General features: G+C 65.3%; 22 protein-coding genes. 9 read left to right on the forward strand and 13 right to left on the reverse strand.

Going from position 1 to position 22,312, the window contains the following annotated elements:
- The first annotated feature begins 65 nt into the window (after nt 1–65).
- From IDT60_RS00675 to IDT60_RS00695, 5 genes are all read left to right on the forward strand, one after another.
- On the forward strand, nt 66–737 hold the full coding sequence (locus tag IDT60_RS00675; RefSeq protein WP_191080495.1) for a GntR family transcriptional regulator: 672 nt from the start codon (nt 66–68) through the stop codon (nt 735–737).
- A gap of 267 nt (nt 738–1,004) precedes the next feature.
- Nucleotides 1,005–2,405 (forward strand): MFS transporter, encoded by a 1,401-nt coding sequence (locus IDT60_RS00680; RefSeq protein WP_191080496.1) that lies wholly within the window; start codon nt 1,005–1,007, stop codon nt 2,403–2,405.
- 51 nt (nt 2,406–2,456) lie between these two features.
- Nucleotides 2,457–3,713, forward strand: a complete 1,257-nt coding sequence (locus IDT60_RS00685; protein WP_191080497.1) for an aminopeptidase P family protein — start codon at nt 2,457–2,459, stop codon at nt 3,711–3,713.
- A 98-nt stretch (nt 3,714–3,811) separates the two neighbouring features.
- The gene (locus IDT60_RS00690) at nt 3,812–4,636 is read left to right on the forward strand and encodes a creatininase (RefSeq protein WP_191080498.1); all 825 of its coding nucleotides are present in this window, start codon (nt 3,812–3,814) and stop codon (nt 4,634–4,636) included.
- An 11-nt stretch (nt 4,637–4,647) separates the two neighbouring features.
- Complete coding sequence (locus tag IDT60_RS00695) at nt 4,648–5,517, forward strand: IclR family transcriptional regulator (RefSeq protein WP_191080499.1); 870 nt, start codon at nt 4,648–4,650, stop codon at nt 5,515–5,517.
- Between the two features lie 146 nt (nt 5,518–5,663).
- On the opposite strand, the gene IDT60_RS00700 is transcribed toward IDT60_RS00695, so the two are convergent.
- The 5 genes from IDT60_RS00700 to IDT60_RS00720 form a co-directional block, all read right to left on the reverse strand.
- Nucleotides 5,664–5,951, reverse strand: coding sequence for a hypothetical protein (locus IDT60_RS00700; RefSeq protein ID WP_191081763.1), 288 nt, complete (start codon nt 5,949–5,951; stop codon nt 5,664–5,666).
- Entirely contained in the window at nt 5,938–6,678 is a 741-nt protein-coding gene (locus tag IDT60_RS00705) for a GAF and ANTAR domain-containing protein (protein ID WP_191080500.1), read from the reverse strand. The genes IDT60_RS00700 and IDT60_RS00705 overlap by 14 nt, the downstream gene beginning before the upstream one ends.
- 142 nt (nt 6,679–6,820) lie before the next feature.
- The gene (locus IDT60_RS00710) at nt 6,821–7,597 is read right to left on the reverse strand and encodes a GAF and ANTAR domain-containing protein (protein ID WP_191080501.1); all 777 of its coding nucleotides are present in this window, start codon (nt 7,595–7,597) and stop codon (nt 6,821–6,823) included.
- An 11-nt stretch (nt 7,598–7,608) separates the two neighbouring features.
- Entirely contained in the window at nt 7,609–7,854 is a 246-nt protein-coding gene (locus tag IDT60_RS00715; RefSeq protein ID WP_191080502.1) for a hypothetical protein, read from the reverse strand.
- Entirely contained in the window at nt 7,851–8,582 is a 732-nt protein-coding gene (locus IDT60_RS00720; RefSeq protein WP_191080503.1) for a GAF and ANTAR domain-containing protein, read from the reverse strand. Before IDT60_RS00720 ends, IDT60_RS00715 begins: the two co-directional genes overlap by 4 nt.
- Before the next feature lie 420 nt (nt 8,583–9,002).
- Between IDT60_RS00720 and IDT60_RS00725 the strand changes: the two genes are divergently transcribed.
- The 3 genes from IDT60_RS00725 (at nt 9,003) to IDT60_RS00735 (ending at nt 11,511) form a co-directional block, all read left to right on the forward strand.
- The gene (locus tag IDT60_RS00725; protein WP_191081764.1) at nt 9,003–9,806 is read left to right on the forward strand and encodes an alpha/beta hydrolase; all 804 of its coding nucleotides are present in this window, start codon (nt 9,003–9,005) and stop codon (nt 9,804–9,806) included.
- 133 nt (nt 9,807–9,939) lie between these two features.
- Nucleotides 9,940–10,665: a FadR/GntR family transcriptional regulator gene (locus tag IDT60_RS00730; protein ID WP_370590757.1), complete on the forward strand. Its 726-nt coding sequence runs from the start codon at nt 9,940–9,942 to the stop codon at nt 10,663–10,665.
- A 78-nt stretch (nt 10,666–10,743) separates the two neighbouring features.
- Nucleotides 10,744–11,511: a glucosamine-6-phosphate deaminase gene (locus IDT60_RS00735; RefSeq protein ID WP_191080504.1), complete on the forward strand. Its 768-nt coding sequence runs from the start codon at nt 10,744–10,746 to the stop codon at nt 11,509–11,511.
- 193 nt (nt 11,512–11,704) lie between these two features.
- Here IDT60_RS00735 and IDT60_RS00740 read toward each other — a convergent pair whose 3' ends face one another.
- Genes IDT60_RS00740 through IDT60_RS00765 form a run of 6 tightly spaced genes read right to left on the reverse strand, consistent with a single transcriptional unit; the run spans nt 11,705 to nt 18,128 of the window.
- Nucleotides 11,705–12,523 (reverse strand): HpcH/HpaI aldolase/citrate lyase family protein, encoded by an 819-nt coding sequence (locus IDT60_RS00740; protein ID WP_191080505.1) that lies wholly within the window; start codon nt 12,521–12,523, stop codon nt 11,705–11,707.
- Entirely contained in the window at nt 12,508–13,293 is a 786-nt protein-coding gene (hpaH, locus tag IDT60_RS00745) for a 2-oxo-hept-4-ene-1,7-dioate hydratase (RefSeq protein WP_164203208.1), read from the reverse strand. Before hpaH ends, IDT60_RS00740 begins: the two co-directional genes overlap by 16 nt.
- A gap of 2 nt (nt 13,294–13,295) precedes the next feature.
- Nucleotides 13,296–14,393 (reverse strand): 3,4-dihydroxyphenylacetate 2,3-dioxygenase, encoded by a 1,098-nt coding sequence (gene hpaD / locus IDT60_RS00750; RefSeq protein WP_191080506.1) that lies wholly within the window; start codon nt 14,391–14,393, stop codon nt 13,296–13,298.
- A gap of 37 nt (nt 14,394–14,430) precedes the next feature.
- Entirely contained in the window at nt 14,431–15,945 is a 1,515-nt protein-coding gene (hpaE, locus tag IDT60_RS00755) for a 5-carboxymethyl-2-hydroxymuconate semialdehyde dehydrogenase (protein WP_191080507.1), read from the reverse strand.
- Between the two features lie 28 nt (nt 15,946–15,973).
- The gene (locus IDT60_RS00760) at nt 15,974–16,654 is read right to left on the reverse strand and encodes a GntR family transcriptional regulator (RefSeq protein WP_191080508.1); all 681 of its coding nucleotides are present in this window, start codon (nt 16,652–16,654) and stop codon (nt 15,974–15,976) included.
- Nucleotides 16,647–18,128 carry a fumarylacetoacetate hydrolase family protein gene (locus IDT60_RS00765; protein WP_191080509.1) on the reverse strand — a complete coding sequence of 494 codons (1,482 nt, stop codon included), beginning with the start codon at nt 18,126–18,128 and terminating at the stop codon, nt 16,647–16,649. Before IDT60_RS00765 ends, IDT60_RS00760 begins: the two co-directional genes overlap by 8 nt.
- Nucleotides 18,129–18,351: 223 nt before the next feature.
- Between IDT60_RS00765 and IDT60_RS00770 the strand changes: the two genes are divergently transcribed.
- Nucleotides 18,352–20,286: an FAD-binding monooxygenase gene (locus IDT60_RS00770; protein ID WP_191080510.1), complete on the forward strand. Its 1,935-nt coding sequence runs from the start codon at nt 18,352–18,354 to the stop codon at nt 20,284–20,286.
- Here the strand turns inward: IDT60_RS00770 and IDT60_RS00775 are convergent.
- Nucleotides 20,267–20,995, reverse strand: a complete 729-nt coding sequence (locus tag IDT60_RS00775) for an IclR family transcriptional regulator (RefSeq protein ID WP_191080511.1) — start codon at nt 20,993–20,995, stop codon at nt 20,267–20,269. The two genes, IDT60_RS00770 and IDT60_RS00775, sit on opposite strands and share 20 nt — an antisense overlap.
- A gap of 143 nt (nt 20,996–21,138) precedes the next feature.
- The gene (locus tag IDT60_RS00780; RefSeq protein ID WP_191081766.1) at nt 21,139–22,287 is read right to left on the reverse strand and encodes an N-acetylglucosamine-6-phosphate deacetylase; all 1,149 of its coding nucleotides are present in this window, start codon (nt 22,285–22,287) and stop codon (nt 21,139–21,141) included.
- Nucleotides 22,288–22,312: the final 25 nt, after the last annotated feature.

Raw genomic sequence — 22,312 nt, forward strand, 5'->3', positions numbered from 1 at the left:
GCAGAGTCAAGAGGCCCGGCAAAGTTACTTCCCGCCGCAGCGGGAAATGAGATCGGAGAGTTTACGTGAACGCACTTCCCGCCCTGCCGCAGGTGGAGGATGCTGTCCTCTCCCAGGCCGAGGCCGCGTACAGGCAGTTGCGCGACAAGCTGATCATGCTCGAGATCAGGCCAGGCGAGCCCCTCAACGACGGGCAGCTGGCGGTGGAGCTCGGTTTCGGCCGCACCCCGGTGCGGGAAGCGATCAAGCGGCTTGAGGTGGACCACCTGGTGGTGTCTTATCCGCGGCGCGGGACGTTTGCCACCTCCGTGGACTTTACGGAGCTGGCCGATGTCTCCGAAGTCCGGGAGCTATTGGAACCCCTCGCCGCGCGAAGCGCAGCCCTCAGGGCCTCCGTTTCCATGCGGCAGGAACTCCTGAACGTTGCCGCGGCGATCGCCACCCTGGAACCCGGCCCCTCGGAATCCCGGGACCTGATGCGCTATGACCTGACGGTGCACCGGCTGATCTACAAGGCAGCCGGGAACCCGCACCTGGAAGACACCCTGATCCGTTACGACAACCTTGCCACCCGCATCTGGTGCCTGGTCCTGGACAAGTTGCCCTCGGTCAGCGGCCACATTACCGAGCACGTGGAATTGCTCAAGGCGGTTGCGGAGGGTGACGCCGACAGGGCCGCCGAGCTGGCCCTCCACCATGTCACCAGCTTTGAGGAAACGGTCCGCAAGGTGCTGTAGGGCCCAACCCGGCCACTTTTTTACAACGGCGGCTCCCACGCATTCGTGGGAGCCGCCATTTTTGTCTGGCGGCGGCGCTGTTTGCGCAACGATGATTCGCTATACGCAACGGAGGACATTAAGGCGCCCGTGCACCGAGGACTGCCTCCTCGCCTGAAGGCGCTCGAAATTCTTTTTAGGAAGGCATTGACTGTGTCCTCAATCACGCCATAGTCTGTTGCAACAGCGTTGCGCTGAATGCAACCACACTTCAAATTTGGTGGATACATGAGTAACGAAACTTCCTCCCCGTCCCGTGGACGAGGAACCACCCCGGAGTCCCGCGACGCGGGTGATACCTCCAGTACCGGACGCAGGACCCTCAGCGGCCAGAAGTATGAACCTGACGATGTAGTCAGCAAGGACACCCGCCGCAGGGTCATCGTGGCCAGCTTCATCGGCAACTTCGTTGAATGGTTCGACTACGCCGTATACGGCTACCTCGCCGTCACGATCGCCACAGTGTTCTTTCCCGAATCCGACCCCCAGACCGGGCTCCTACTAACCTTCGCCCTGTTCGCAATCTCGTTCCTGGTCCGCCCGCTCGGCGGGTTCGTCTGGGGCCATATCGGCGACAGGGTAGGCCGGCGGACAGCACTTTCGCTCTCCATCCTGATCATGTCCGGGGCAACATTCTGCATCGCACTTATCCCGGGCTACGACACCATCGGCATCTGGGCGCCAGTCCTGCTTCTGATCATCCGGGTAATCCAGGGCTTCTCGGCCTCCGGTGAGTACGCCGGAGCTTCGGCCTTCCTCGTCGAGTACGCGCCCGCCAACAAGCGCGGCGTGTACGCCGCGGTTGTCCCGGCCAGCACGGCAGCTGGCCTGCTCCTGGGCTCCCTGCTGGCAGGCCTGCTGACGGTCCTGCTCACATCCGACGCGATGCAGAGCTGGGGCTGGCGCCTGCCGTTCCTGCTGGCTGCACCGATGGGACTGATCGGCCGCTACATCCGGACCAAGCTTGAGGACACCCCGGTGTTCCGCCAGCTCGCAAAGGAAGACGAGGCGGTGAAGGCGCCCGTCTCCAGCCTCTTCCGGAACCACTGGCGGCAGCTGCTGCAGGCAGTCGGAGCCGTGCTGCTCAACGCCGTCGGTTTCTACGTCATCCTCAGCTACATGCCAACGTACCTGTCCTCGGAGCTTGGCCTTGGCGAAACCGAATCGTTCCTCGCCACCACCATCGCGCTGCTGACCTACATCGGATTCATCTTCCTGACGGGGATGCTCTCGGACCGCTACGGACGCAAGAAGGTGCTGATCACTGCATCCATCGCGTTTATAGTGCTGACCGTGCCCGCCTTCGCTCTGTTGGGAACCGGCAATTTCCTGGTCATCGTGCTTGTCCAGATCCTCCTCGGGGCGATGCTTACCCTCAATGACGGCACGCTTCCAAGCTTCCTGGCCGAAATGTTCCCCACCCGGGTCCGCTACAGCGGGTTTGCGGTCAGCTTCAACCTCTCAAATGCCCTGTTCGGCGGCACCGCCCCCTTCATGGCAACGCTCCTTATCGCGGCAACGGCCAACGACCTGGCACCTGCCTGGTACCTCGTCGGCGCCGCACTCATCTCCCTGATCGCCGTCGCACTCTCCAGGGAAACCGGTAAAGAACCGCTGCGTCACGAATAACAGACTTTCTTCTTCCTACCTCAAGAAACTGCACCACAGAAAGGCATCACCATGACCACCACAGCATCCGAAAACGCAACCACCGTCGCCGAACTGGAGCGCACCAAGGTCCTGAAGAACGGCAAGAAGGTCAGCCTCACGTTCTCCGACACCGAGTTCGAACGCCGTCTCGCCGGCCTCCGCCGCATCATGGCGGAGAAGGACCTCGACGCCGTCGTCCTGACCAGCTACCACTCCATCAAGTACTACTCCGACTTCCTGTTCACCACCTTCGGCCGCTCCTACGCCATGGTGGTCACCAAGGATGACAACGTCACCGTCACCGCCAACATCGACGCCGGCATGCCCTGGCGCCGCAGCTATGGCGACAACATCATCTACACGGACTGGCGCCGGGACAACTACATCTTCGCCATCCAGGAAGTCCTGCGCACCCGCGGCATCAACCCGCGCCGCCTCGGCGTCGAGGACGACTCGCTGCCGCTGGACAACCGCAACAAGATCCAGGCCGCTTTCGCCGGCGCAACCTTGGTGGACGTGGCCCAGGCCGCCATGCGCCAGCGCATGATCAAGTCCGCCGAGGAAATCGAGGTCATCAAGCACGGTGCACGCATCGGCGACCTCGGCGGCGAAGCCATCCGTAACGCCATCACCGCCGGGATCACCGAGTACGAGGTTGCCTTGATCGGCACCGAGGCCATGGTCCACGAGATCGCCCGCACCTTCCCGGACTCCGAAATCCGCGACACCTGGGTCTGGTTCCAGTCCGGCATCAACACCGACGGAGCCCACAACTGGGCAACCACCCGCAAGATCCAGGAACACGACATCCTGTCCCTGAACTGCTTCCCCATGACCTCCGGCTACTACACCGCCCTGGAGCGCACGCTCTTCTACGGCGAACCGGATGCCCGCTCCCTGGAACTCTGGAACATCAACGTCGAGGTCCACAAGCGCGGCCTGGAACTCATCAAGCCCGGCGCGGTCTGCAAGGACATCGCCGCCGAGCTCAACGAGATCTACGTCGGCCACGGCCTCCTGGCCAACCGCACCTTCGGGTACGGCCACTCCTTCGGTGTCCTCAGCCACTACTACGGCCGTGAAGCCGGGCTGGAACTCCGCGAGGACATTGACACCGTGCTGGAGCCGGGCATGGTTGTTTCCATGGAACCGATGATCACCGTCCTGGACGGCCAGCCGGGCGCCGGCGGCTACCGCGAGCACGACATCCTCGTCGTCGGCGAAGATGGTGCGGAGAACATCACCAAGTTCCCGTTCGGCCCCGAATACAACATCATCGGAGCCTGACACCTTAACAGCAGGCGGGGAAGGCTGTGCCGTGCCCGGCACGGCACCGCCTTCCCCCCCACCGAACTCCGTACCACCCACCAAGGAGCACCACCCGCATGGACAAGTCAGTATTTCTGGAAGACCTGGATGCCTTTGCCTACCGCGAAGTCCTGTCCTCCGGGGACGCGATCGTCCTGATACCTGTCGGGTCCCTGGAGCAGCACGGGCCGCACCTGCCGCTGGGCACTGACACCCTCCTGTCGTCGCAATTTGCGGAGGGTGTCGCAAGGCGCCTGGGGGCACTCGTTGCCCAGCCGATCGCCTACGGGTACAAATCGCAGCAGAAGTCCGGGGGCGGCAACCACCTCTCCGGAACCACCAGCCTGGACGGTGCCACACTGATCGGGGTGGCGCGCAACCTGGTCAAGTCCTTCCTTAACCAGGGCGTCCGGCACGTGGTCTTTGTCAACGGCCACTTCGAGAACTACCAGTTCCTCTACGAGGGCATTGACCTGGCCCTGGAAGACCTGGGGATCAAGCCCGGAGCGGAGCAGAGCGTGCTGCTGCTCTCCTACTGGGACTTTGTCAGCCAGGACACGCTCACCGAGGTCTACCCCGACGGCTTCCCGGGGTGGGACATCGAGCACGGCGGCGTCCTGGAAACCTCGCTGATGCTCCACCTTGAACCGGCCCGGGTTGGCATGGACCGCCTGGTCGATGGTCCGGCCGCGGTGCTGCCGCGTTTCGACCGGCTCCCGGTGGTCCCTGAACGCACGCCGGCCACAGGCTGTCTCTCCTCGGCTGCCGGATCCAGCGCTGCCAAGGGCGAACTGCTGTACCGGCAGGTTGTCGAAGATCTGGCCGTGGACCTGGCCCGCGAGCTGAACCGCGAACCCGTTGCCCCCGCGGCTGCCCCGCTTTCCGCTGACTATGCGCGATGATAGTGAGCACCATGACCACAACAGCCGCCCGCGAAACCAACGGCAATGACACCAACAGCATCGAGTTGAACGGCAAGAGCGACGCCAAGGGCACCTCGGTCATCGTCAACGCCATCGCCGTCCTGCGATCCTTTACCGCAGACGAGCCATTGTTGGGCGTCACGGAAATTGCCAACAGGGTGGGCCTGCACAAAAGCACGGTGTCGCGGATCCTGGCCACCTTCGAGCAGGAAAACCTCGTAGAACGGGATGAGGATACCCGCCGCTTCCGCCTGGGACTGGGACTGATCGCCGTCGCCGGGCCGCTTCTGGCCGAACTGGAGGAACGGCGGGTCGCCTATCCGGTCCTGCGCGAACTCACCGAACTGACGGGCGAAACCAGTGCCCTGATGATGTGGGAGGGCAACGAGTCAATCTGTGTGGAGCAGATCGCAAGCCGCCACCAGATCAAGCACACCACTCCGCTGGGGGCCCGGTATAACGATGCTCTGAGCTCCTCGGTGCAGGTGTTCCTTGGAACGGAGCCGGAGGAGCGCGTCCGTTCCCTCCTGCTCAGCGGAGCCATCAAATTTCACGGGCTGGATGAGGCCAGCCTTGAGGGCTACCTGCTCCGCCTCAAAGACGACGCCCGCCGCGGGTGGGCCGTCAACTACGGCGAGTCCTCGCTGGATGAAGTGGGCGTGGCCGCGCCCGTCTATGACCACCGCGGCGATGTTGTGGCCGCCGTCCTGATTCCTGCTCCGCGGTTCCGCGTTTCCAACGAGCGTCTGCAGAGCCTCGGCGAATCCTGCCTGGCAGCGGCCAACAAAGTCACCGCCCGGCTGGGCGGCAAAGTGCCCGGCGACGGCGGAGCAGGCAGCGCCGGACGCGCCAGCCGCTGACCCACCCCCCCGGGGCGCTCTCTCACTTAATGTAGGAAAAACCGGGATGCTCTCTCACTTTCCTAAGGAAAGTGAGAGAGCATCCCGGCTTAAGCCACATTAAGTGAGAGAGCGTCGGGAGGAATGCCACGTTAAGTGAGAGAGCGTCAGGCCTGTCCGGAGCCGGGGGGATCCTCGGCGTCGATCTCGTCCGAGTAGGGTGCGCGGGGGCCGTTGTGGTCGGTAAAAAGCTCGTTGGCGGCCATGGCCAGGAGGTCCCGCTGCAGTTGGGGGAGGGAGAGGAGTCCCTGCATGTAGGCCTCCACTTCATACTCACCCACGGCCCCGCCGATGCCGAAGTAGTAGAGCCACAGGTCACCGGTGCTGACCTGTGCTGCCGTCAGCGCTGCCTGAAGCCGGCGGCGCTGCTCGGGTTCGCTGCTATCGAAGCCCATCACTCGTGCCTCTATGCGGATCAGAGTCCACACCCAGGAGGGCGGCGCTGACTTCGCTCAGCGTGGACCGCGCAGCGCGCGCTTCCTGCATCAGCAGTTGGAGGGCGCCTTCCTCCGAGAGGGTGTGGCGCTCCATAAGCACGCCGCACGCCCGGTTGATCACGTCCCTGCTGTACAGCGCTGCCTGGAGGCTCTCACTGATGCGCTCGGGGACCTCGGACGTTTGGATGTGCGAAAGGAGGGTTGCGGCCGGCTCCGCAAACAGCTCCATAAGCGCTGCCGTGGCGTCATCGAAGACGCGCGGCACGGCAGCGTAGATCTTCATGGCACCAATGGCCTCGCCGTTCGCCATGAGGGGGCTGCTCACCACTGACCGGATTGGCATATCGACGACGGCGGCACTCCAGTTTGGCCACCGGGTGTCCGCGGCGACGTCGGTGACCACCACGCTTTGCTGGGTTGCCCAGGCAGTGAGGCAGGGACCCTGGACGAGTTGGTACTGAAGCGCGTCGGCACGCTTCACCGTGGCATCAGTGGAACCGGAGCTGAGCGGCCGGGCCTGTGGATCAAGAATCGAGATACCGGCGCCGATGCTGCCGGGGATGGAATCCCTGACGGCCCGGGAAAGGATTTGGACGGCGTGGTCCACCTTCTCTTCCGTGAGGAGCAGCCCCATGATTCTGCCGACGGCAGTGGAAAGTTCGTCCAAGGGATACTTTTTGATCATAGTTAATGCCTCCGGCCATTCAGCGTGACCGGCCTGCAATGGGCCGGATAACCCTGTCTTTGGGCCGCTCAGCGCTTCAGATAAAGCCTAACGCCTCTGCCGGACTAAGTGCCCCGAGCGGCGCGACTTTCAGGCGGACGTGCTATTCGTCAAATCTTGTGCGAATCTCCTGCTCGCCGGAAACGGACGAAACGATGATGGCTGCTACTTCCCTCAGTTTGAGGTTCCGATGGCTTGATGCCTTGGCCAATATCTGGAATGCCGCATCGCGGCTGCACCTGTTCTGCGACATGATCACCCCAATTGCTGTGTCTATGACGGTTCGGGACTGCAGCGCGGCGGACAGGTCGTCACGGGCATCGCGCAGGTGGGCAACGCTGAGGGCCAGATCCAGGGCCTTCGCGGCGGTTCCGGTGAGGCTTTGGGCCGTGTTAATGCCGGTCTCCGGGAAGCCGTGCGCATAGGCGGCGTACAGGTTCACCACAGCCTGCGCGGGCGTTTGGAGCTGCATGGGCACGGCGAGGATGGAACCGATTCCCGCGCCGCAGGCAGCCGTAGTGTACTTTGGCCAGCGGAGATCGGCCGCAAGGTCCGGTACGTAGACCACGGTATTCGTCCGAAGGGCCGTCAGGCACGGTCCGTCGCCGAAGCTGTTCTGCAGTTCGTCCAGGCTCCGGGCCCTGGAATCGCTGGTGGCCACCGTTGAGGGGCGTTTGTGCCGAATCACCGTGATCCCGCAGGAGATGGCATTTCCGCTGTGCGATAGCCGATCGGCAATGATCGCCGCCATATCCGTCATAAACTCGCGGAAGTCGGGGCTGTCCAGGACGAGGTCCTGCAGCTGGAGGACAAAGTCCTCCAGGCTCTCCGCACGGTCTCCGCCGTAGTGGAATTGCTTCGTATCGATGCCTTCAGACATGGGCACTCTCTTCAGTTTCCTTCCGCCGTCATCTCGTTGAGGGCGGTATGGAGGAGATCTGCCTGCAGGGGAGGCAGTTCCGCCATTTCGTTCAGATAGGCGTCCAGCACCACTTCATCGGCACTGCCGCCGATCCCGTAATAGTAGGTCCACAGCTCCGGGAGAGTCACGTTCGCGCGCTGAAACTGTGCGGCGGCAATCCGGCGCGGGTCCGGTTCGAAGGCGGGCTCCTGACCGGGCACGCCGTCGTTGATCATGGGTCTCCACCTCCGCTAACAACCGGGATGTCGGAGGCGTTGCGCAGGATGTCCTGCGCGATCTCGTGCATCCGCCGGTTGCTGCTGCGGGAGGCCACCTGCAGGAGTTCGACGGCGGCCTCGCGGCCGCAGCGGTTGTGCACCATGATCAGGGACACGGCTGAGTCCACGACCGCCCGGGAGCGGAGCGCTGACCTGAGGTGTTGCGGGTAGGGCTCCGGCGCATGCACACGCATGGCCAGCCGAAGGATCCTGGAGAGTGAGGCGGCGTGCTCCTCCACAGCTGCCACCGTTTCCGGCGCAAAAGCATGGACCTTGGTGGAGTAGCAGTTCAACGCCGAGCGGGAACCGTTGCCTGTTGGAATGGGGACAGCCAAAATGGTCTGGATTCCCTCATCGGAGACGGCCTGCGCATACCAGGCCCAGCCGTCGTCAGCCTGAAGGTCTGGGATGTGGACGGTGCGCTGATGCCGCAAGGCTGTCAGGCAGGGGCCGTCGTCGTAAGCGTATTGGCGTTCGTCCAGGCTGCGGGCTTCCGCGGAGCTGCTGGCTACCGTTGCCGGGCCGGTCTCCTGTTCCACCGTAATGGCGCAAAGCATGGGCGCGTCCCCGCCGAGCAGAGATGCGGAAACAGCGGTGAGTTCCAGAAGGAATTCCGTAAAGCCCGGGCTCTCAAGGAGCAGATCCTGGAGCTGTTCCGGTGTGGGGAGTGCTTCGTTCTCGGCCATGCGGCCTCGATTCCATGCATCACCGGGGGTTACACGCCCCGGCTGGCGGCTGTGCGCTCTCTGCGCGCGCGGCCCGAAATATTCAACCCCGGACCTCTTCACCACCCGAAATCTCCTACTACCGACACTACGCTCATTGCAGGTCGCCGCGGGCCGGCCGGGGGAAGTATTAGTTGGCCACGGGGCGCAACCAGCGGGCCCGTCCGTTCGTAACGCACTCGTTCCGCTGCAGGCATAGCGAGTGGTCCACGCGCGGAAATCTTCCGGCCCCGTTCGCTGTAGGCTCGGCACATGGCTGAGCTCCGGCGTCGCACGTTTGTGGTGCGCGCCCTGGCGGGCGCGGCAGCGGCGGCCGTTGGAAGCCGGGCTGCCGCGTGTTCGCCAGTCGCCGAGGGGGATATGAGCGTCAAGGGGGATGCAGTGAAGCGGCACAAGTACCAGTACGGCGAGGATGCCAGCCAATGGGGTGAACTCTTCCTGCCCGAACTGCCCGCGGGCGGTGAGCACCGCGGTGTGGTGGTGGTGATCCATGGCGGCTACTGGCGCCCGCAGTACGGCGCCGAACTGGGTGAGCCGCTGGCCATGGACTGTGCTGCCCACGGCATGGCCGCCTGGAACCTCGAATACCGACGGGCCGGAAATGGCGGTGGCTGGCCGAACACGTTCATCGATGTGCTTGCCGGAATTGACATGTTGCACGACCTCGCCGCCACGCACAGCTTAAATCTGGGCCCCGTGGTGGCGCTTGGCCATTCGGCTGGCGGGCATCTCGCTGCCTGGGCCGCCGGGCGCGGCAAGCTTGCCCAGCTGGGCCTGCCGGATGCGGACCGGCAGATTCCGCGCCGGCAAGACGCCTCCGCCGTGCACCTCACCGGCGTTGTCAGCCAGTCGGGCGTCCTGAATCTCGCGGAGGCGGAGCAACTCAATCTCAGCAACGGTGCGGTGAGCAACCTCCTGGGGGGATCGTCGTCGAAATATCCGCTCCGTCACCGATACGCGGATCCGATGACCACGCTGCCGCTGGCCGTGCCCCTCATCGCAGTCCATGGAACCCACGACGACGACGTTCCGCGGAGCCAGTCGGAGTCCTACGTTAACGCCGGAGCGGCAGCGCACATGGAGACCCGGCTGGTCATGGTCCCGGGCGATCATTACGCAATGATTGACACGAAGACACCCGCCTACCGGACGTGCCGCGAGCTGGTTCGGACCCTTTTGGGTTAGATTCGGCTCCTGGCGGTACAAACTCCACGAATTGGGTACGTCACCCTAGACATTGGACGTCCCATCTCCTGTACTCTGGATACGTAAGAGGAGTCGTCGCCCGTTGGCGCCGCAAGAAGGAGATCACGTGGCCATCGCATCGCAAGAAGTATCGCCCGCCCGCTTCAGCGCGCAGCTCCGTTCGCATGCCCTGCAGACGCGGATTATGGACCTCATCCTTGAGCGCGGGCTGGACGTCGGCGACGCACTGCCCACGGAAAGCGAGCTCTCCGCCGAACTCGGTGTGGGCCGCAATACCGTCCGCGAATCCCTGAAGGTGCTGCAGGCACTTGGCGTCATCGAGATCCGTCACGGGTTTGGCATGTTTGTGGCCCCTAACAACTTCAGCGCCCTGGTGTCCGGCCTGACCTTCCGCGGCCGGCTGTCCCTCCGCCACAAGGGCGAAGAGGCCATGGAACTCATCGACGTGCGGCAGGCCCTCGAATCCGGGCTGATCGGCTCCGCCATCGACCTCCTCACGGACCAGCACCTGGCCGATCTGCGCGCCACCATGGAGGCCATGGAAGCTGCCGCCAAGGAGGGCGAGCACCTGTACGTGCACGACGCCGAGTTCCACCGACGCCTTTACGCCCCGCTTAATAACGAACTGCTGATCAACCTGATGGACGTGTTCTGGCAGGTGTACCGCAAGATCCACTTGGCGCTCGGTACCGGTCCGGTGAACCTCGAGCAGCAGACCAAGGACCACTGGGAAATCTACGAGGCCGTAGCCAACAAGGACAAGGCGCTGGCCTCCGAACGCCTGCAGCGGCACTTTGATGGCATCCGCCAGAAACTGAAGGATGTAGCGGCCAGCTAGCCCGCCTTTCTTTCTTCCGCCGCCCGCACACCCGGGCGCATGCAGTCCTGCCCGAAATTCGTAGAAAGTGCCTTTGACGTGGAAATTTTTGTTGTGCCTACCGCCTCAGCCACCGGTTCCGTTGCGGCCGGGATCCTTGCCGCCGTCATCCGCAGCAAGCCCGACGCCGTCCTGGGCCTGGCCACAGGCGGCTCGCCGTTGCCCATCTACGCGGCGCTCGCAGGCCACACGGTGGACATGTCCGCAGTCCGTGGCTTCGCCCTGGACGAATACGTGGGCCTGCCCGCCGGCCACCCTGAAAGCTACGCCGAAGTCATCATGCGCGAAGTGACCGAACGGCTGCACCTGGACCCGGCCAAGGTTGCCGTGCCGGACGGCAGCGCTGCAGACCCTGAGCGTGCTGCCGCTGACTATGACGCGGCCATTGCGGCGGCCGGCGGCATTGACGTGCAGATCCTTGGCATCGGCCACAACGGACACCTGGCCTTCAACGAGCCCGGTTCGGCCTTGGATTCCCGCACACGTGTCGAGGTCCTCACCGAGCGCACCCGCGAGGCCAACGCCCGCTACTTCAGCACCCCGGAACAGGTCCCGCTCCGCTGCATCACGCAGGGCCTGGGCACCATCATGGAAGCCGGACACCTCCTGCTTGTGGTCAATGGCGCGGACAAGGCAGGCATCCTGGCGGACGCCCTGAACGGCCCTGTCACCGCCGATTGCCCGGCGTCCGTCCTCCAGCGGCACCCGCACGTGACCGTGGTGGCCGACGAAGCAGCCGCTTCCCGGTTGACGCCGGGAAGCGGCCAGGTTGCGGTCCGCGTGGCGGGCGCCACCGCCGCGGTCTAACGTCGCGGTCTTATGTCCCGGCTCCTTAGTCCCGGACTAAGGAGCCGGGACAGGCATCTCCAGGGTCATCAGCAGCGCGAAGTCCGCCTCACCCCCAAAGCAGCAAACCGGTCTGAACAGAAGCGAGCAGCGCGGCCAGACGGCACGGGGCAGCGCAGAAGTAACTGCCACGGGAAAAGTCCTTCAAGACTTGTCAGTAGCTGGTTTTGGTTTCCGCGGGCTCGGCTGCCGGGATGAACGCTGCCGCGAGGGCTTCGGAGCCGCGGGCCAGCAGGGCGACATCGGCGCCCACCAGGATGAAACGGGCGCCATTGTCCATGTAGCGGCGGGCGGTTTCGGGGTTGAAGGCGTTCACCCCGGCGGGTTTCCCGGCCGCTTCCGCCGCCGCCAGGCAATGTTCGACGGCGGCGCGCACCTCGGGGTGTTCCTGCTGTCCCAGCACCCCCATCGACGCGGCGAGGTCTGACGGTCCCAGGAAAATGGCGTCCACGCCATCGACGGCCAGGATCTCTTCCACGGCCTCAACAGCCGCCGTCGATTCGATCTGGACCGTGACGCTGATGGTTTCCCCGGCGCGGGCGAGGTAGGCCGGGACCCGGTTCCAGCGGGCGGCCCGGGCCAGGGCCGAGCCCACGCCGCGGACACCGTGCGGCGGGTACCGGGTGGCCGCCACCGCGGCTTCGGCATCGGCCACGGAGTTGACCATCGGGATCAGCAGGTTCTGGACCCCGAGGTCAAGGTACTGCTTAATGACCACGGTGTCGTTGACCGGCGGCCGGACCAGGACCTGGACCGGGTAGCCGTTGACGGCCTGGAGCTGGGACAGGATCGATTCGAGCCCGTTGGGGCTGTGCTCGGCGTCCACCAACAGCCAGTCCAGGCCGGACCCGGCGCAGAGTTCGGCGATCAGCGGGCTGCCGGAACAAACCCACATCCCGGCCAAGGGACGGCCTGCATTTCCGTTTTGATCGCGCAAGGCATCGCGGAACGTGTCCTCTATTCGAAGCGGCATGTCACAACCCCCAGCGGTCCGTAGTCCGCGTGTACGGTGTCACCCTTGTAGACCCACATGGGCCGGGTGAAGGACCCGGCGAGGATGATGTCTCCGGCCTTCATGCCGTCGCCGTGGGCGGCGATCTTGTTGGCCAGCCAGTGCACGCCGTTGGCCGGGTGGTCCAGGACGCCGGCGGCCACGCCGGTCTCCTCGACGGTCTGGTTTTTGTAGAGGATCGCGGAGACCCAGCGGAGGTCCACGGCATCCGGCTTGACCGGGCGCCCGCCGATCACCATGGCGCCCATCGCGGCGTTGTCCGCGATGGTGTCCACGATGGTCCGGCCCTCCATTTCGATCCGGGAGTCCAGGATCTCGAGGGCCGGAACAACATAGTCGGTGGCGTTCAGGACGTCGAAGATGGTGCAGCCCGGGCCTTTGAGCGCGTCTTTCAGGACAAACGCGAGCTCCACCTCCACCCGCGGATGCGTGTACTTGTCCCATTCCACCGAGCAGCCGGTCTCCAGCACCATGTCATCGAAAATCGCGCCATAGTCCGGCTCGGTGATCCCCGTGGCGGCCTGCATCGCCCGGGACGTGAGGCCGATCTTGCGCCCGACCAGCGTCCGTCCGGCCTCCTCGTTGCGGCGCCGCCACAACTGCTGCACCGCGTAGGAGTCCTCCACCGTCATGTCCGTGTAGCGGGACGTGAGCCGGGGGACGGGGGTCCGGGAACGCCCGGCCTCGAGCAGCTCGTCCGCGATGGCCTCGATCGTCTTCGCGTCCAGCATGGCTAGAGCTGCGCCCCGAGCTTGAAGCCTGTTTTCTGTTCAGCGGCGCCGGCACCTTCTCCATCTGTTTTGCGGGTGTAGGAGAAGCCGTCGGCACCGACCGTGACGGCCATTTCGCTCTTTTCCTCACGGATGATCACGGGCTGCGGGTTGCCGTCGAGGTCCAGGACCAGGGAGGCTTCGGTGTACCACGAGGGGACCACGGGGTTGCCCCACCAGTCGCGGCGCTGGTTGTCGTGCACGTCCCAGGTGATGGTGGGGTTGTCCGGGTCGCCCGTGTAGTAGTCCTGGGTGTAGATCTCCACGCGGTGGCCGTCCGGGTCAAGGATGTAGAGGTAGAACGCGTTGGAGACGCCGTGCCGGCCGGGGCCGCGCTCAATCCGGTCGCTGATCCGCAGGGCGCCCATCTTGTCGCAGATCTGGATGATGTTGTGCTTCTCGTGCGTGGCGAACGCGACGTGGTGCATGCGCGGGCCGTTGCCGCCGGTCAGGGCGGTGTCGTGCACGGTCTGTTTCCGGTGCATCCACGCGGCGTACGTGACGCCGTCGGAATCCTGGATGTCCTCGGAGACGCGGAAGCCGAGGTCCTCGAGGTACTTGCGGCCGCGGGGGACGTCCGGGGTGACCTGGTTGAAGTGGTCCAGGCGGACCAGTTCGCCGGCGGAGTAGAGGTCGTAGCGCTGGGTGAGGCGTTCCACGTGCTCCACCTCGTAGAAGAATTCGTACGGGAAGCCCAGCGGATCCTCCACCCGGACGGAATCGCCGATGCCCTTGGTGAAGCCGTCCTTGCGGCGTTCAACCCGGCAGCCCAGCTCGCGGTAATACGCCTCGGCGGCGTCCACCTCGGCGGGGGACTTCACCCGGTAGGCGAAGGCGGCGACGGCGGCGATGGGCCCCTTGCGGAGCACCAGGTTGTGGTGGATGAACTCCTCGAGGGACCGCAGGTAGATGTTGTTTTCGTCTTCTTCAGTGACGTGCAGGCCCAGAAGGTCCACGTAGAACTCACGCGACTTGGCGAGGTCGGTGACCACAATCTCCATGTAGGCGCAGCGGACGATGTCCGGGGCCGGAACGGTGGGGGTAGGAACGAAGTTTGTCATCGGATTCTCTCTTCTTTGAAAGGGTTGGGAAGCGCCGTCAGGCGCCGAACTTGGGGGTGTGGACGGTGCCGAGGGTGATGTGGACGGCCTGCTGGTCGGTGTAGAAATCGATGGAGCGGTAGCCGCCTTCGTGGCCCAGGCCGGAGGCTTTGACGCCGCCGAACGGGGTGCGCAGGTCGCGGACGTTGTGGCTGTTGAGCCACACCATGCCGGCCTCGACGTTCTGGGAGAAGTTGTGCGCCCGGGTCAGGTTCTGGGTCCAGATGTAGGCCGCCAGGCCGTATTTGGTGTTGTTCGCCAAAGCGAGGGCTTCGTCGTCGGTGTCGAACGGGGTGATGGCGACGACGGGGCCGAAGATTTCCTCCTGGAAGATGCGGGCGTCGGGGGCGACGTCGGCAAACACCGTGGGTGCGATGTAATTGCCTTCGGGGAGGTGGTCCGGGCGGCCGCCGCCGGCCAGGAGCCGGCCTTCGGACTTGCCGATCTCCACGTAGGAAGCGACTTTCTCGTAGTGCTCGGGGTGGACCAGCGCACCCACCTGGGTCTTGGGGTCGTGCGGGTCTCCGACCACGATGTTCTTGGCCCGGGCGGCGTACTTGTCGCAGAACTCGTCGTAGATGGCGCGTTCCACCAGGATGCGGGAGCCGGCGGTGCAGCGCTCGCCGTTGAGGGAGAAGACTCCGAACAGGGCTGAATCGATCGCGGCGTCCAGGTCGGCGTCGGCGAACACGACGCAGGGGGACTTGCCGCCGAGCTCCATGGAGAGGCCCTTGAGGTTGGCGGCGGCATTGCGGAAGATCGTCTGGCCCGTGGTGGTCTCGCCGGTGAAGGAGATCAGCGGGACGTCGGGGTGCTTGACCAGGGCGTCGCCGGCTTCCTCGCCGAGGCCGTTGACCAGGTTGAACACACCGTCAGGCAGTCCGGCATCCTTGAAGATGGTCGCCCACAGTGAGGCGGAGAGCGGGGTGAATTCGGCGGGCTTGAGGACCACGGTGTTGCCGGTGGCCAGGGCCGGGGCCAGCTTCCAGGACTCGAGCATAAACGGGGTGTTCCACGGCGTGATGAGCCCGGCGACGCCGATCGGCTTGCGGTTCACGTAGTTGATCTGGGAACCGGGGACCTTCATGGCGTCGTCGAACTGGGCCACGATCAGGTCCGCAAAGAACCGGAAGTTCTCGGCGGCGCGGAGGGCCTGGCCCTTGGCCTGCGTGATGGGCAGGCCGGTGTCGAAGGTTTCCAGTTCGGCGAGCCGGGCTTCCTGGGCCTCGACGGCATCGGCGATCTTATTCAACACGCGGGCGCGTTCGCGGGGCTTCATCCTCGGCCAGGGGCCGTTCGTGAAGGCTTCGCGGGCCGCGGCGACGGCGAGGTCGATGTCCTCTTTCTGGCCGGCGGCGGCGGTGGCGTAGTTGGTGTTGGATACCGGGTCCAGGACGTCGAAGGTCGCACCGCCCACGGAGTCAACGAACTGTCCGTTGATGTAGTGCTGGATGTGGGTGGGCAGGTCCTGCGGCACGTAATGGGTGCTGGTTTCTGAGGCAGCGAACGTCATTGTTGTTTCCTTACTGCTGTGGGATTGCTTAGATGCTTTTGGCTTGGGAGAGGTAGGCGTCAAGGGTGGCGCTGCGGTGGAGTCGTGCTGCTTTCTCTATGGTCTCGGCGGCGGCCCCGGATTCGATGAGTTGCAGCAGTGCCTCGTGCTCGTCCACTGAATCGTGGGCACGGCCGGGAACAAAGCGGAAGGTGGAGGACCGCAGTGAGGCGAGCCGGTTCCAGCCCCGGTGCACAAGGTCCAGGATGTGGGGGTTGGGGCAGTGTTCGAAGAGGACGCTGTGGAAGTCCTGGTTGAGCTGCGTGAAGCGGACGGGATCGAAGTGTTCCAGGCACGCGCGCATTTCCTCGTTCACTGCGCGGGCCCGGACCAGATCCGCCTCGCCGATGAGCGGGGCGGACAACGCGGTGGCGGCGCCTTCGACGATGCTCAGGGTCTGCATCGTATAGAGGTATTCGGTGGGGTCGATCCCGGCGACGGTGGCGCCGACGTTCCGCTCGAACTTCACCAGGCCCTCGGCCTCGAGCCGGCGGATGGCTTCCCGGACCGGCACCACACTGAAACCCAGGTCCTTGGCGATGCTGCCAAGGACCAGCCGGTAGCCGGGAGTGTAGGTGCCTCCCACAATCCGGGCCTTGACTGCTTCGTAGGCCTGTTGGGACTTGCTGCCAGTGGCCGCTGTCGTTTCAGTCACTGCAGCCTCAGTCATCGGCTTTGCCTGCTTCCCACTCTGCGTACCTGTTCTGCCACTCGGCGTTCATGGGATACAGGCCGTCAACGCTGTTGCCTTCCTGGACCATCTGGAAGATGAAGGCTTCTTCCTTTTCCTGCTGGATGCAGTCCTCCACCAGTTCCTCGGCGATGGCCGGCGGGATCACCAGGATGCCGTCGGAGTCGGCCACGATGATGTCCCCCGGCTGGACCGTGGCACCGCCGCAGGCGATGGTGATGTCCGTGTCCCACGGGATGTGGCGGCGGCCCAGCACGGCAGGATGCGGGTTGGCAAAGTAGGTAGGCATCTCCAGGCCGGCCACGGCGGAGTAGTCGCGGACGCCGCCGTCGGTAATGATCGCTGCGGCGCCGCGGACCTGGGCGCGGAGGGCCAGGATGTCGCCGACCGTCCCCGTGCCCTTCTCGCCGCGGGCCTCCATCACGAGGATTTCGCCTTCGTTGACGGAGTCGATGGCGCGCTTCTGGGCGTTGAAGCCGCCGCCGTGGGTCGTGAAGAGGTCCTCGCGGTTAGGAACATAGCGGAGGGTGCGGGCCAGTCCCACCACGCGCCGGTCGGGGCGGGTTGCCTGCAGGCCGTCGATGCTGACGTTGTTCAGGCCGCGTTTGCGCATCTGGGAGGACAGGGTGGCGGTGGCGACGCTCTCCAGCTTCGCCTTCAGTTCGGGGGAGAGGGAGGGCCCGACGGCGGCCGCTTCCGCGGGTGCCAGACCCGCCGCTTCGCGTGAACCGTAGGCCTCCTCCCGTTGCAGGTCATCAACCTTGGGTTCGGCGCCAAACCCGGCGAACGCCGTCGTGCCTTCCTCCACGGCCGTGACCAAGCGCCCGGTGGTGAGGCGGCCGTCGGCAGTGCTGACCTCAACTTCCAGCACGTCGCCGGGCTTGGCCACGGAGGCGCCGGCCGGGGTGCCGGTCAGGATAATGTCCCCTTCTTCGAGGGTGAGCAGCTGGGACAGGTCCGCCACCAGCCGCGCGAACGGGAACAGCAGGTCCTCGGTGGTGTCGTCCTGGACGAGTCCGCCGTTGTGCCAGGTGCGGATGCGCAGGCCGGCGGGGTCCACGGCATCGGCCGGGATCAGTGCCGGGCCCACCGGGGTGAAACCGTCCCCGCCCTTGGACCGGAGGTTCGAGCCCTTGTCCGCGTAGCGCAGGTCATAGACGCCGAGGTCGTTGCTGGCGGTCACCGCGGCTACGTGGCTCCAGGCGTCCTCGATGCCGACGCGCCGGGCGGCCTTGCCGATGATCAGGGCGATCTCGCCCTCGTAGCCGAGGAGCTCGCAGCCCGCCGGGCGTTCCACGGCGCTGCCGCTGAGGGAGAGCGAGGACGACGGCTTGAGGAAGTAGGACGGCTGGGACGGCGTGCGTCCGCGCTGGGCTGCCCGGCTGGGGTAGTTGATGTGCACCGCGATCACCTTGCGTGCCGCTGCGAGGATGTCCCCGTTGACCTGCTCCAAAACCGTCTCCTCATCAAGTACGAAATCGTATACGAATCACTATGAAGTCCAAGCAGCGATCCGTCAACCCCCTCGGTCAAGGCCGATCCAAGCCCACTTGTATGCGGCGTCACACATGCCGTACAGTCGTGGATCAAGCCACCGCTTTCTAATATAGAAACGCATGTTCTTATATAGAACGAAGCTGGATGATAGTGAACCCACAGCGAAGTGAGGAAAGTCCATGCAGTTCCACCACCACGGTTACGTATCCGGAGACCCCAGGGTTCAGCCCGCCGCAGGCGTGGGCATCGACCGGCCGGTTGAGCTCCCGGATGAAGTTGACGTGCTGATTGTTGGCAGCGGCCCTGCCGGGATGCTCGCTGCCGCGCAGTTGTCGCAGTTCCCGAATGTCACCACCCGGATTGTGGAGCGCCGTCCGGGACGGCTGGCCATCGGCCAGGCCGACGGAATCCAGGCCAGGAGCGTCGAAACCTTCCAGGCCTTTGGATTCGCGGGGAGGATCATCGACGAGGCGTATGCCATCACGGAGATGGCGTTCTGGAAGCCCGACGCCACTGACCCCTCACGCATTATCCGGACAGCACGCACGCCGGACGATCCCGCCGGGATCAGCGAATTTCCGCACCTCATCGTGAACCAGGCCCGGGTGCTGGACTACTTTGCTGAGTTCATGGCCAATTCACCCGCCCGGATGACACCCGATTACGGCTATGAGTTCCAGGACCTTGAGGTCTCCAGCGAGGGGGAGTACCCCGTCACCGTGACGCTGCTCCACACGTCCGGTCCCCATGAGGGCAGGCATCGCACCGTCCGGGCGAAGTACGTCGTGGGCGCCGATGGGGCCCGCAGCAAAGTGCGCCAGGCGATCGGCTGCACCCTTGCCGGTGACGCCGCCAACCACGCCTGGGGCGTGATGGATGCCCTCGCCGTCACGGACTTCCCCGATATTCGCACCAAGTGCGCCATCCAGTCCGGCTCCGGCGGCAGTATCCTGCTGATCCCGCGCGAAGGCGGTCACCTCTTCCGGATGTACGTTGACCTCGGCGAAGTGGACCCGGACGACAACGGTGCGGTGCGCAGCACCACCATCGAGGAAATCATCCAGAAAGCGAACGGGATCCTTCACCCCTACACCCTGGACGTGCGGAACGTTGCGTGGCATAGCGTGTACGAGGTGGGGCACCGCCTCACGGACCGGTTCGACGACGTCCTTCCGGAGGATCGCGGCACGCGGACCCCGCGCGTTTTCATTACCGGGGACGCCTGCCACACGCACAGTGCAAAAGCCGGCCAGGGCATGAACGTCTCCATGCAGGATGGCTTTAACATCGCCTGGAAGCTGGGACACGTGCTCGAGGGCCGCAGCCCGGAAGCCCTGCTCTCCACCTATTCGGAAGAGCGGCAGGTGGTGGCGAAGAACCTCATCGACTTTGATAAAGAGTGGTCCACGATGATGGCTAAGAAGCCCGAAGAATTCGGGGACCCTACGGAGCTTGAAAACTTCTACGTCAGCACGGCAGAGTTTCCGGCCGGGTTCATGACCGAGTACGCGCCGTCCATGCTGATTGCAGCCGCCGATCACCAGGACCTGGCCACGGGCTTCCCGGTGGGCAAGCGGTTCAAGTCAGCGCCTGTAGTGCGGGTGGGCGATACCAACCCCATCCACCTTGGCCATCACGCCACGGCGGACGGCCGCTGGCGCATCTACGTTTTCGCTGACCAGGCACTTCCGTCACGAGGGAAGCAGGCGGCGGCATCTGCCACGGACCGGTTTGCCGAGTGGATCGCGAACTCGCCGGAATCACCGCTGGCCGCGACGCCGTCGGGAGCGGATCCTGACGCCTGGTTCGACGTGAAGGTGATCTACCAGCAGGCACACTCCGACCTGGACATGGCGGCTGTGCCGGCAGTGTTCAAGCCGCAGGTCGGACCGTTCAAGCTCACCGACTACGAAAAGGTGTACGCCACCGATCCCGCCGCCGATATTTTCGAGCTGCGCGGCGTGGACCGCGGCGGCGTTGTGGTGGTGGTGCGGCCGGACCAGTACGTGGCAAACGTCCTGCCGCTGACCTCGACCGCTGAGCTCGGGGCCTTCTTCACTCCCTTGCTGGCCCCTCGCCTGGAGGCGTCGCTGGCTAGTGGAGCTGCTCGCTGATCCGCCGGGCTGCTTCTTTGACTGAGCTTCCAACCTGGTCGGGAGCGAGCTGGGCGCTGGGATAAACGACGGCGATGGCGGCGGGCTGGAGTCCCTGCGTGGGTTTGAGCGGGACGGCCACGCCTGTGACCCCCGGCAGGACTTCGTGGTGGCTGACGGCGAATCCCGCTTCGCGGACGGAAGCTACTTCCGCGCGGCGGGGCTGGTCTGGAGAAATCGCCTCCCACTGCGAATCGTCCAGGATCGCCTGGATGGCCAGCCCCGGCGCCCCCACGTTCAGCGCGTGACGGGTGCCGGGCCGCTGGACCACCGCGGCCCGGCTGTGCCGCGGTTCCACGCTGGTCAGCGTGGTGCAGTCCCCGCGGTCCAGCACCACCAGGAAGGCGGTGGCACCGAGCTCGTTGGCGAGGGATGTCAGCTCAGGGAGTGCTGCCGTCTGCAGGTCGCGGGCAACACCGCGGGCCAACGTTGCCAGGCCGGTGCCCAGGACGATGCCCCCGGAGCTGTCCCTGGCGACGAGCCCATGGTCTTCAAGGGTGCGCAGGATTCTGTACGCAATCGAACGGTGCACGCCCATCCGGGCTGAAATTTCCCCGATGCTGAGCGCCGTCGTTTCCTCGCTCAGGATTTCAAGCATTCTGATGCCGCGGGACAGCGTCTGCGAATGGGCCGGTGCCGCCTTCCCGCCCGGAAGTGCTGCGTCTGCCATTGCGCCCTGCCCCTGTCCTTGCCCGGTCATCCTGCCGTTGTCCAGGGCGTATGCTCGGTGGAGCAGGCCAGGACCGGCAGTCCCATATTAGAACATGCTTTGCGGTTATCGAACGAGCTGCGGCAGGCGCCATCCGTGAACGCCTACGCGTTCAGCAACTGCCCCTCGCGCAGGACCATGACCCGGCGGAAGTCCCGGTCCACCGCCACGACGTCGGCGCGCATCCCTGCGCGGAGGCTGCCAATGTCCTTTCGGCCGATGATCGCGGCCGGCACCGCGGTGGCGGACCGGACGGCGGCGGCCGGGTCCACGCCGGCTGCAATCGTTCGCCGCACAACGTCGAGCAGGGTGGCCGTCCCGCCCGCCAGGGATCCGTTGCTCCGGAGCCGCGCCACGGCGCCGCTGACGGAAACGGACTGGGGGCCCAGCTCGTAATCGCCGTCAGGCAGTCCGGTGGCGGCCATCGAATCTGTCACCAGGAGCACGTTTTTGGCCCCCACCAGGTCGAACACCATCCGGGTGGTCTCAGGGTCAAGGTGCACGCCGTCGGCAATGAGCTCGACGGCGGCCGTTCCGGATCCTGCCAGCCGGAGGCAGGCGGCGACCGGGCCGGGGCTGCGGTGGTGCAGCGGAGGCATCCCGTTAAACAGGTGCGTGACCGTGGGGCGTGACACTGTGTCCAGTCCGGACGCCGCGAGCAGTTCCGCCGCCTCGGTGAGGGCGGCCGCCGTCGTCCGCGCATCCGCATCGGTGTGTCCCAGCGACGGCGTGACGCCGCGTTCGGCGAGCATCCGCACCACGGCGTCCGCACCGGGCAGTTCCGGGGCGAAGGTCATGGTGCGCAGGTATCCGCCGGCCGCGTCGATCAGCTCGCCGAGCAGGCCGACGTCGGGGTCGCGCAGGAACCGGGGGTCCTGCGCGCCGCAGCGTGCGTGGGACAGGAAGGGGCCCTCAGAGTGAATGCCCGCGATGAGCCCCTCGTTTGCCAGCTGCCGGAGTGTTTCCAGGCCCCGCAGCAGATCCGTCCGGTCAGCGGTCACAAGGCTGGCCAGGAGCGTGGTGGTGCCGCTGCGGTGCAGGAAGTCCACAGCGGTCCGAGCGGCCTGGCTGTCGCCGGTGGGGAAGTCGCCGCCGGCAGCGCCGTGGCAGTGGAGGTCAACAAGGCCGGGCAGGATCATGCTGCCCGGCGGCAGACCGAGTTCCTCGAGGTCAGAGAGGGCGGCGTCCAGCCCGGCGCGCGGTCCCACATACGCAATGCGTCCGCCCGCAACCGCTACGACGGCGTTGTCCATGGACAGTCCGTCTGTCAGGACCGTG

It is taken from the genome of Pseudarthrobacter sp. BIM B-2242, assembly GCF_014764445.1.
GTDB lineage: Bacteria > Actinomycetota > Actinomycetes > Actinomycetales > Micrococcaceae > Arthrobacter > Arthrobacter luteus_A.

Coding starts and splice junctions, on each gene's coding strand:
- IDT60_RS00680 (WP_191080496.1), top strand. CDS start 1,005: ATGAGTAACGAAACTTCCTCCCCGTCCCGTGGACGAGGAACCACCCCG.
- IDT60_RS00685 (WP_191080497.1), top strand. CDS start 2,457: ATGACCACCACAGCATCCGAAAACGCAACCACCGTCGCCGAACTGGAG.
- IDT60_RS00690 (WP_191080498.1), top strand. CDS start 3,812: ATGGACAAGTCAGTATTTCTGGAAGACCTGGATGCCTTTGCCTACCGC.
- IDT60_RS00695 (WP_191080499.1), top strand. CDS start 4,648: ATGACCACAACAGCCGCCCGCGAAACCAACGGCAATGACACCAACAGC.
- IDT60_RS00700 (WP_191081763.1), bottom strand. CDS start 5,951: ATGGGCTTCGATAGCAGCGAACCCGAGCAGCGCCGCCGGCTTCAGGCA.
- IDT60_RS00705 (WP_191080500.1), bottom strand. CDS start 6,678: ATGATCAAAAAGTATCCCTTGGACGAACTTTCCACTGCCGTCGGCAGA.
- IDT60_RS00710 (WP_191080501.1), bottom strand. CDS start 7,597: ATGTCTGAAGGCATCGATACGAAGCAATTCCACTACGGCGGAGACCGT.
- IDT60_RS00715 (WP_191080502.1), bottom strand. CDS start 7,854: ATGATCAACGACGGCGTGCCCGGTCAGGAGCCCGCCTTCGAACCGGAC.
- IDT60_RS00720 (WP_191080503.1), bottom strand. CDS start 8,582: ATGGCCGAGAACGAAGCACTCCCCACACCGGAACAGCTCCAGGATCTG.
- IDT60_RS00740 (WP_191080505.1), bottom strand. CDS start 12,523: ATGCCGCTTCGAATAGAGGACACGTTCCGCGATGCCTTGCGCGATCAA.
- hpaH (WP_164203208.1), bottom strand. CDS start 13,293: ATGCTGGACGCGAAGACGATCGAGGCCATCGCGGACGAGCTGCTCGAG.
- hpaD (WP_191080506.1), bottom strand. CDS start 14,393: ATGACAAACTTCGTTCCTACCCCCACCGTTCCGGCCCCGGACATCGTC.
- hpaE (WP_191080507.1), bottom strand. CDS start 15,945: ATGACGTTCGCTGCCTCAGAAACCAGCACCCATTACGTGCCGCAGGAC.
- IDT60_RS00760 (WP_191080508.1), bottom strand. CDS start 16,654: ATGACTGAGGCTGCAGTGACTGAAACGACAGCGGCCACTGGCAGCAAG.
- IDT60_RS00770 (WP_191080510.1), top strand. CDS start 18,352: ATGCAGTTCCACCACCACGGTTACGTATCCGGAGACCCCAGGGTTCAG.
- IDT60_RS00775 (WP_191080511.1), bottom strand. CDS start 20,995: ATGGCAGACGCAGCACTTCCGGGCGGGAAGGCGGCACCGGCCCATTCG.
- IDT60_RS00780 (WP_191081766.1), bottom strand. CDS start 22,287: ATGGACAACGCCGTCGTAGCGGTTGCGGGCGGACGCATTGCGTATGTG.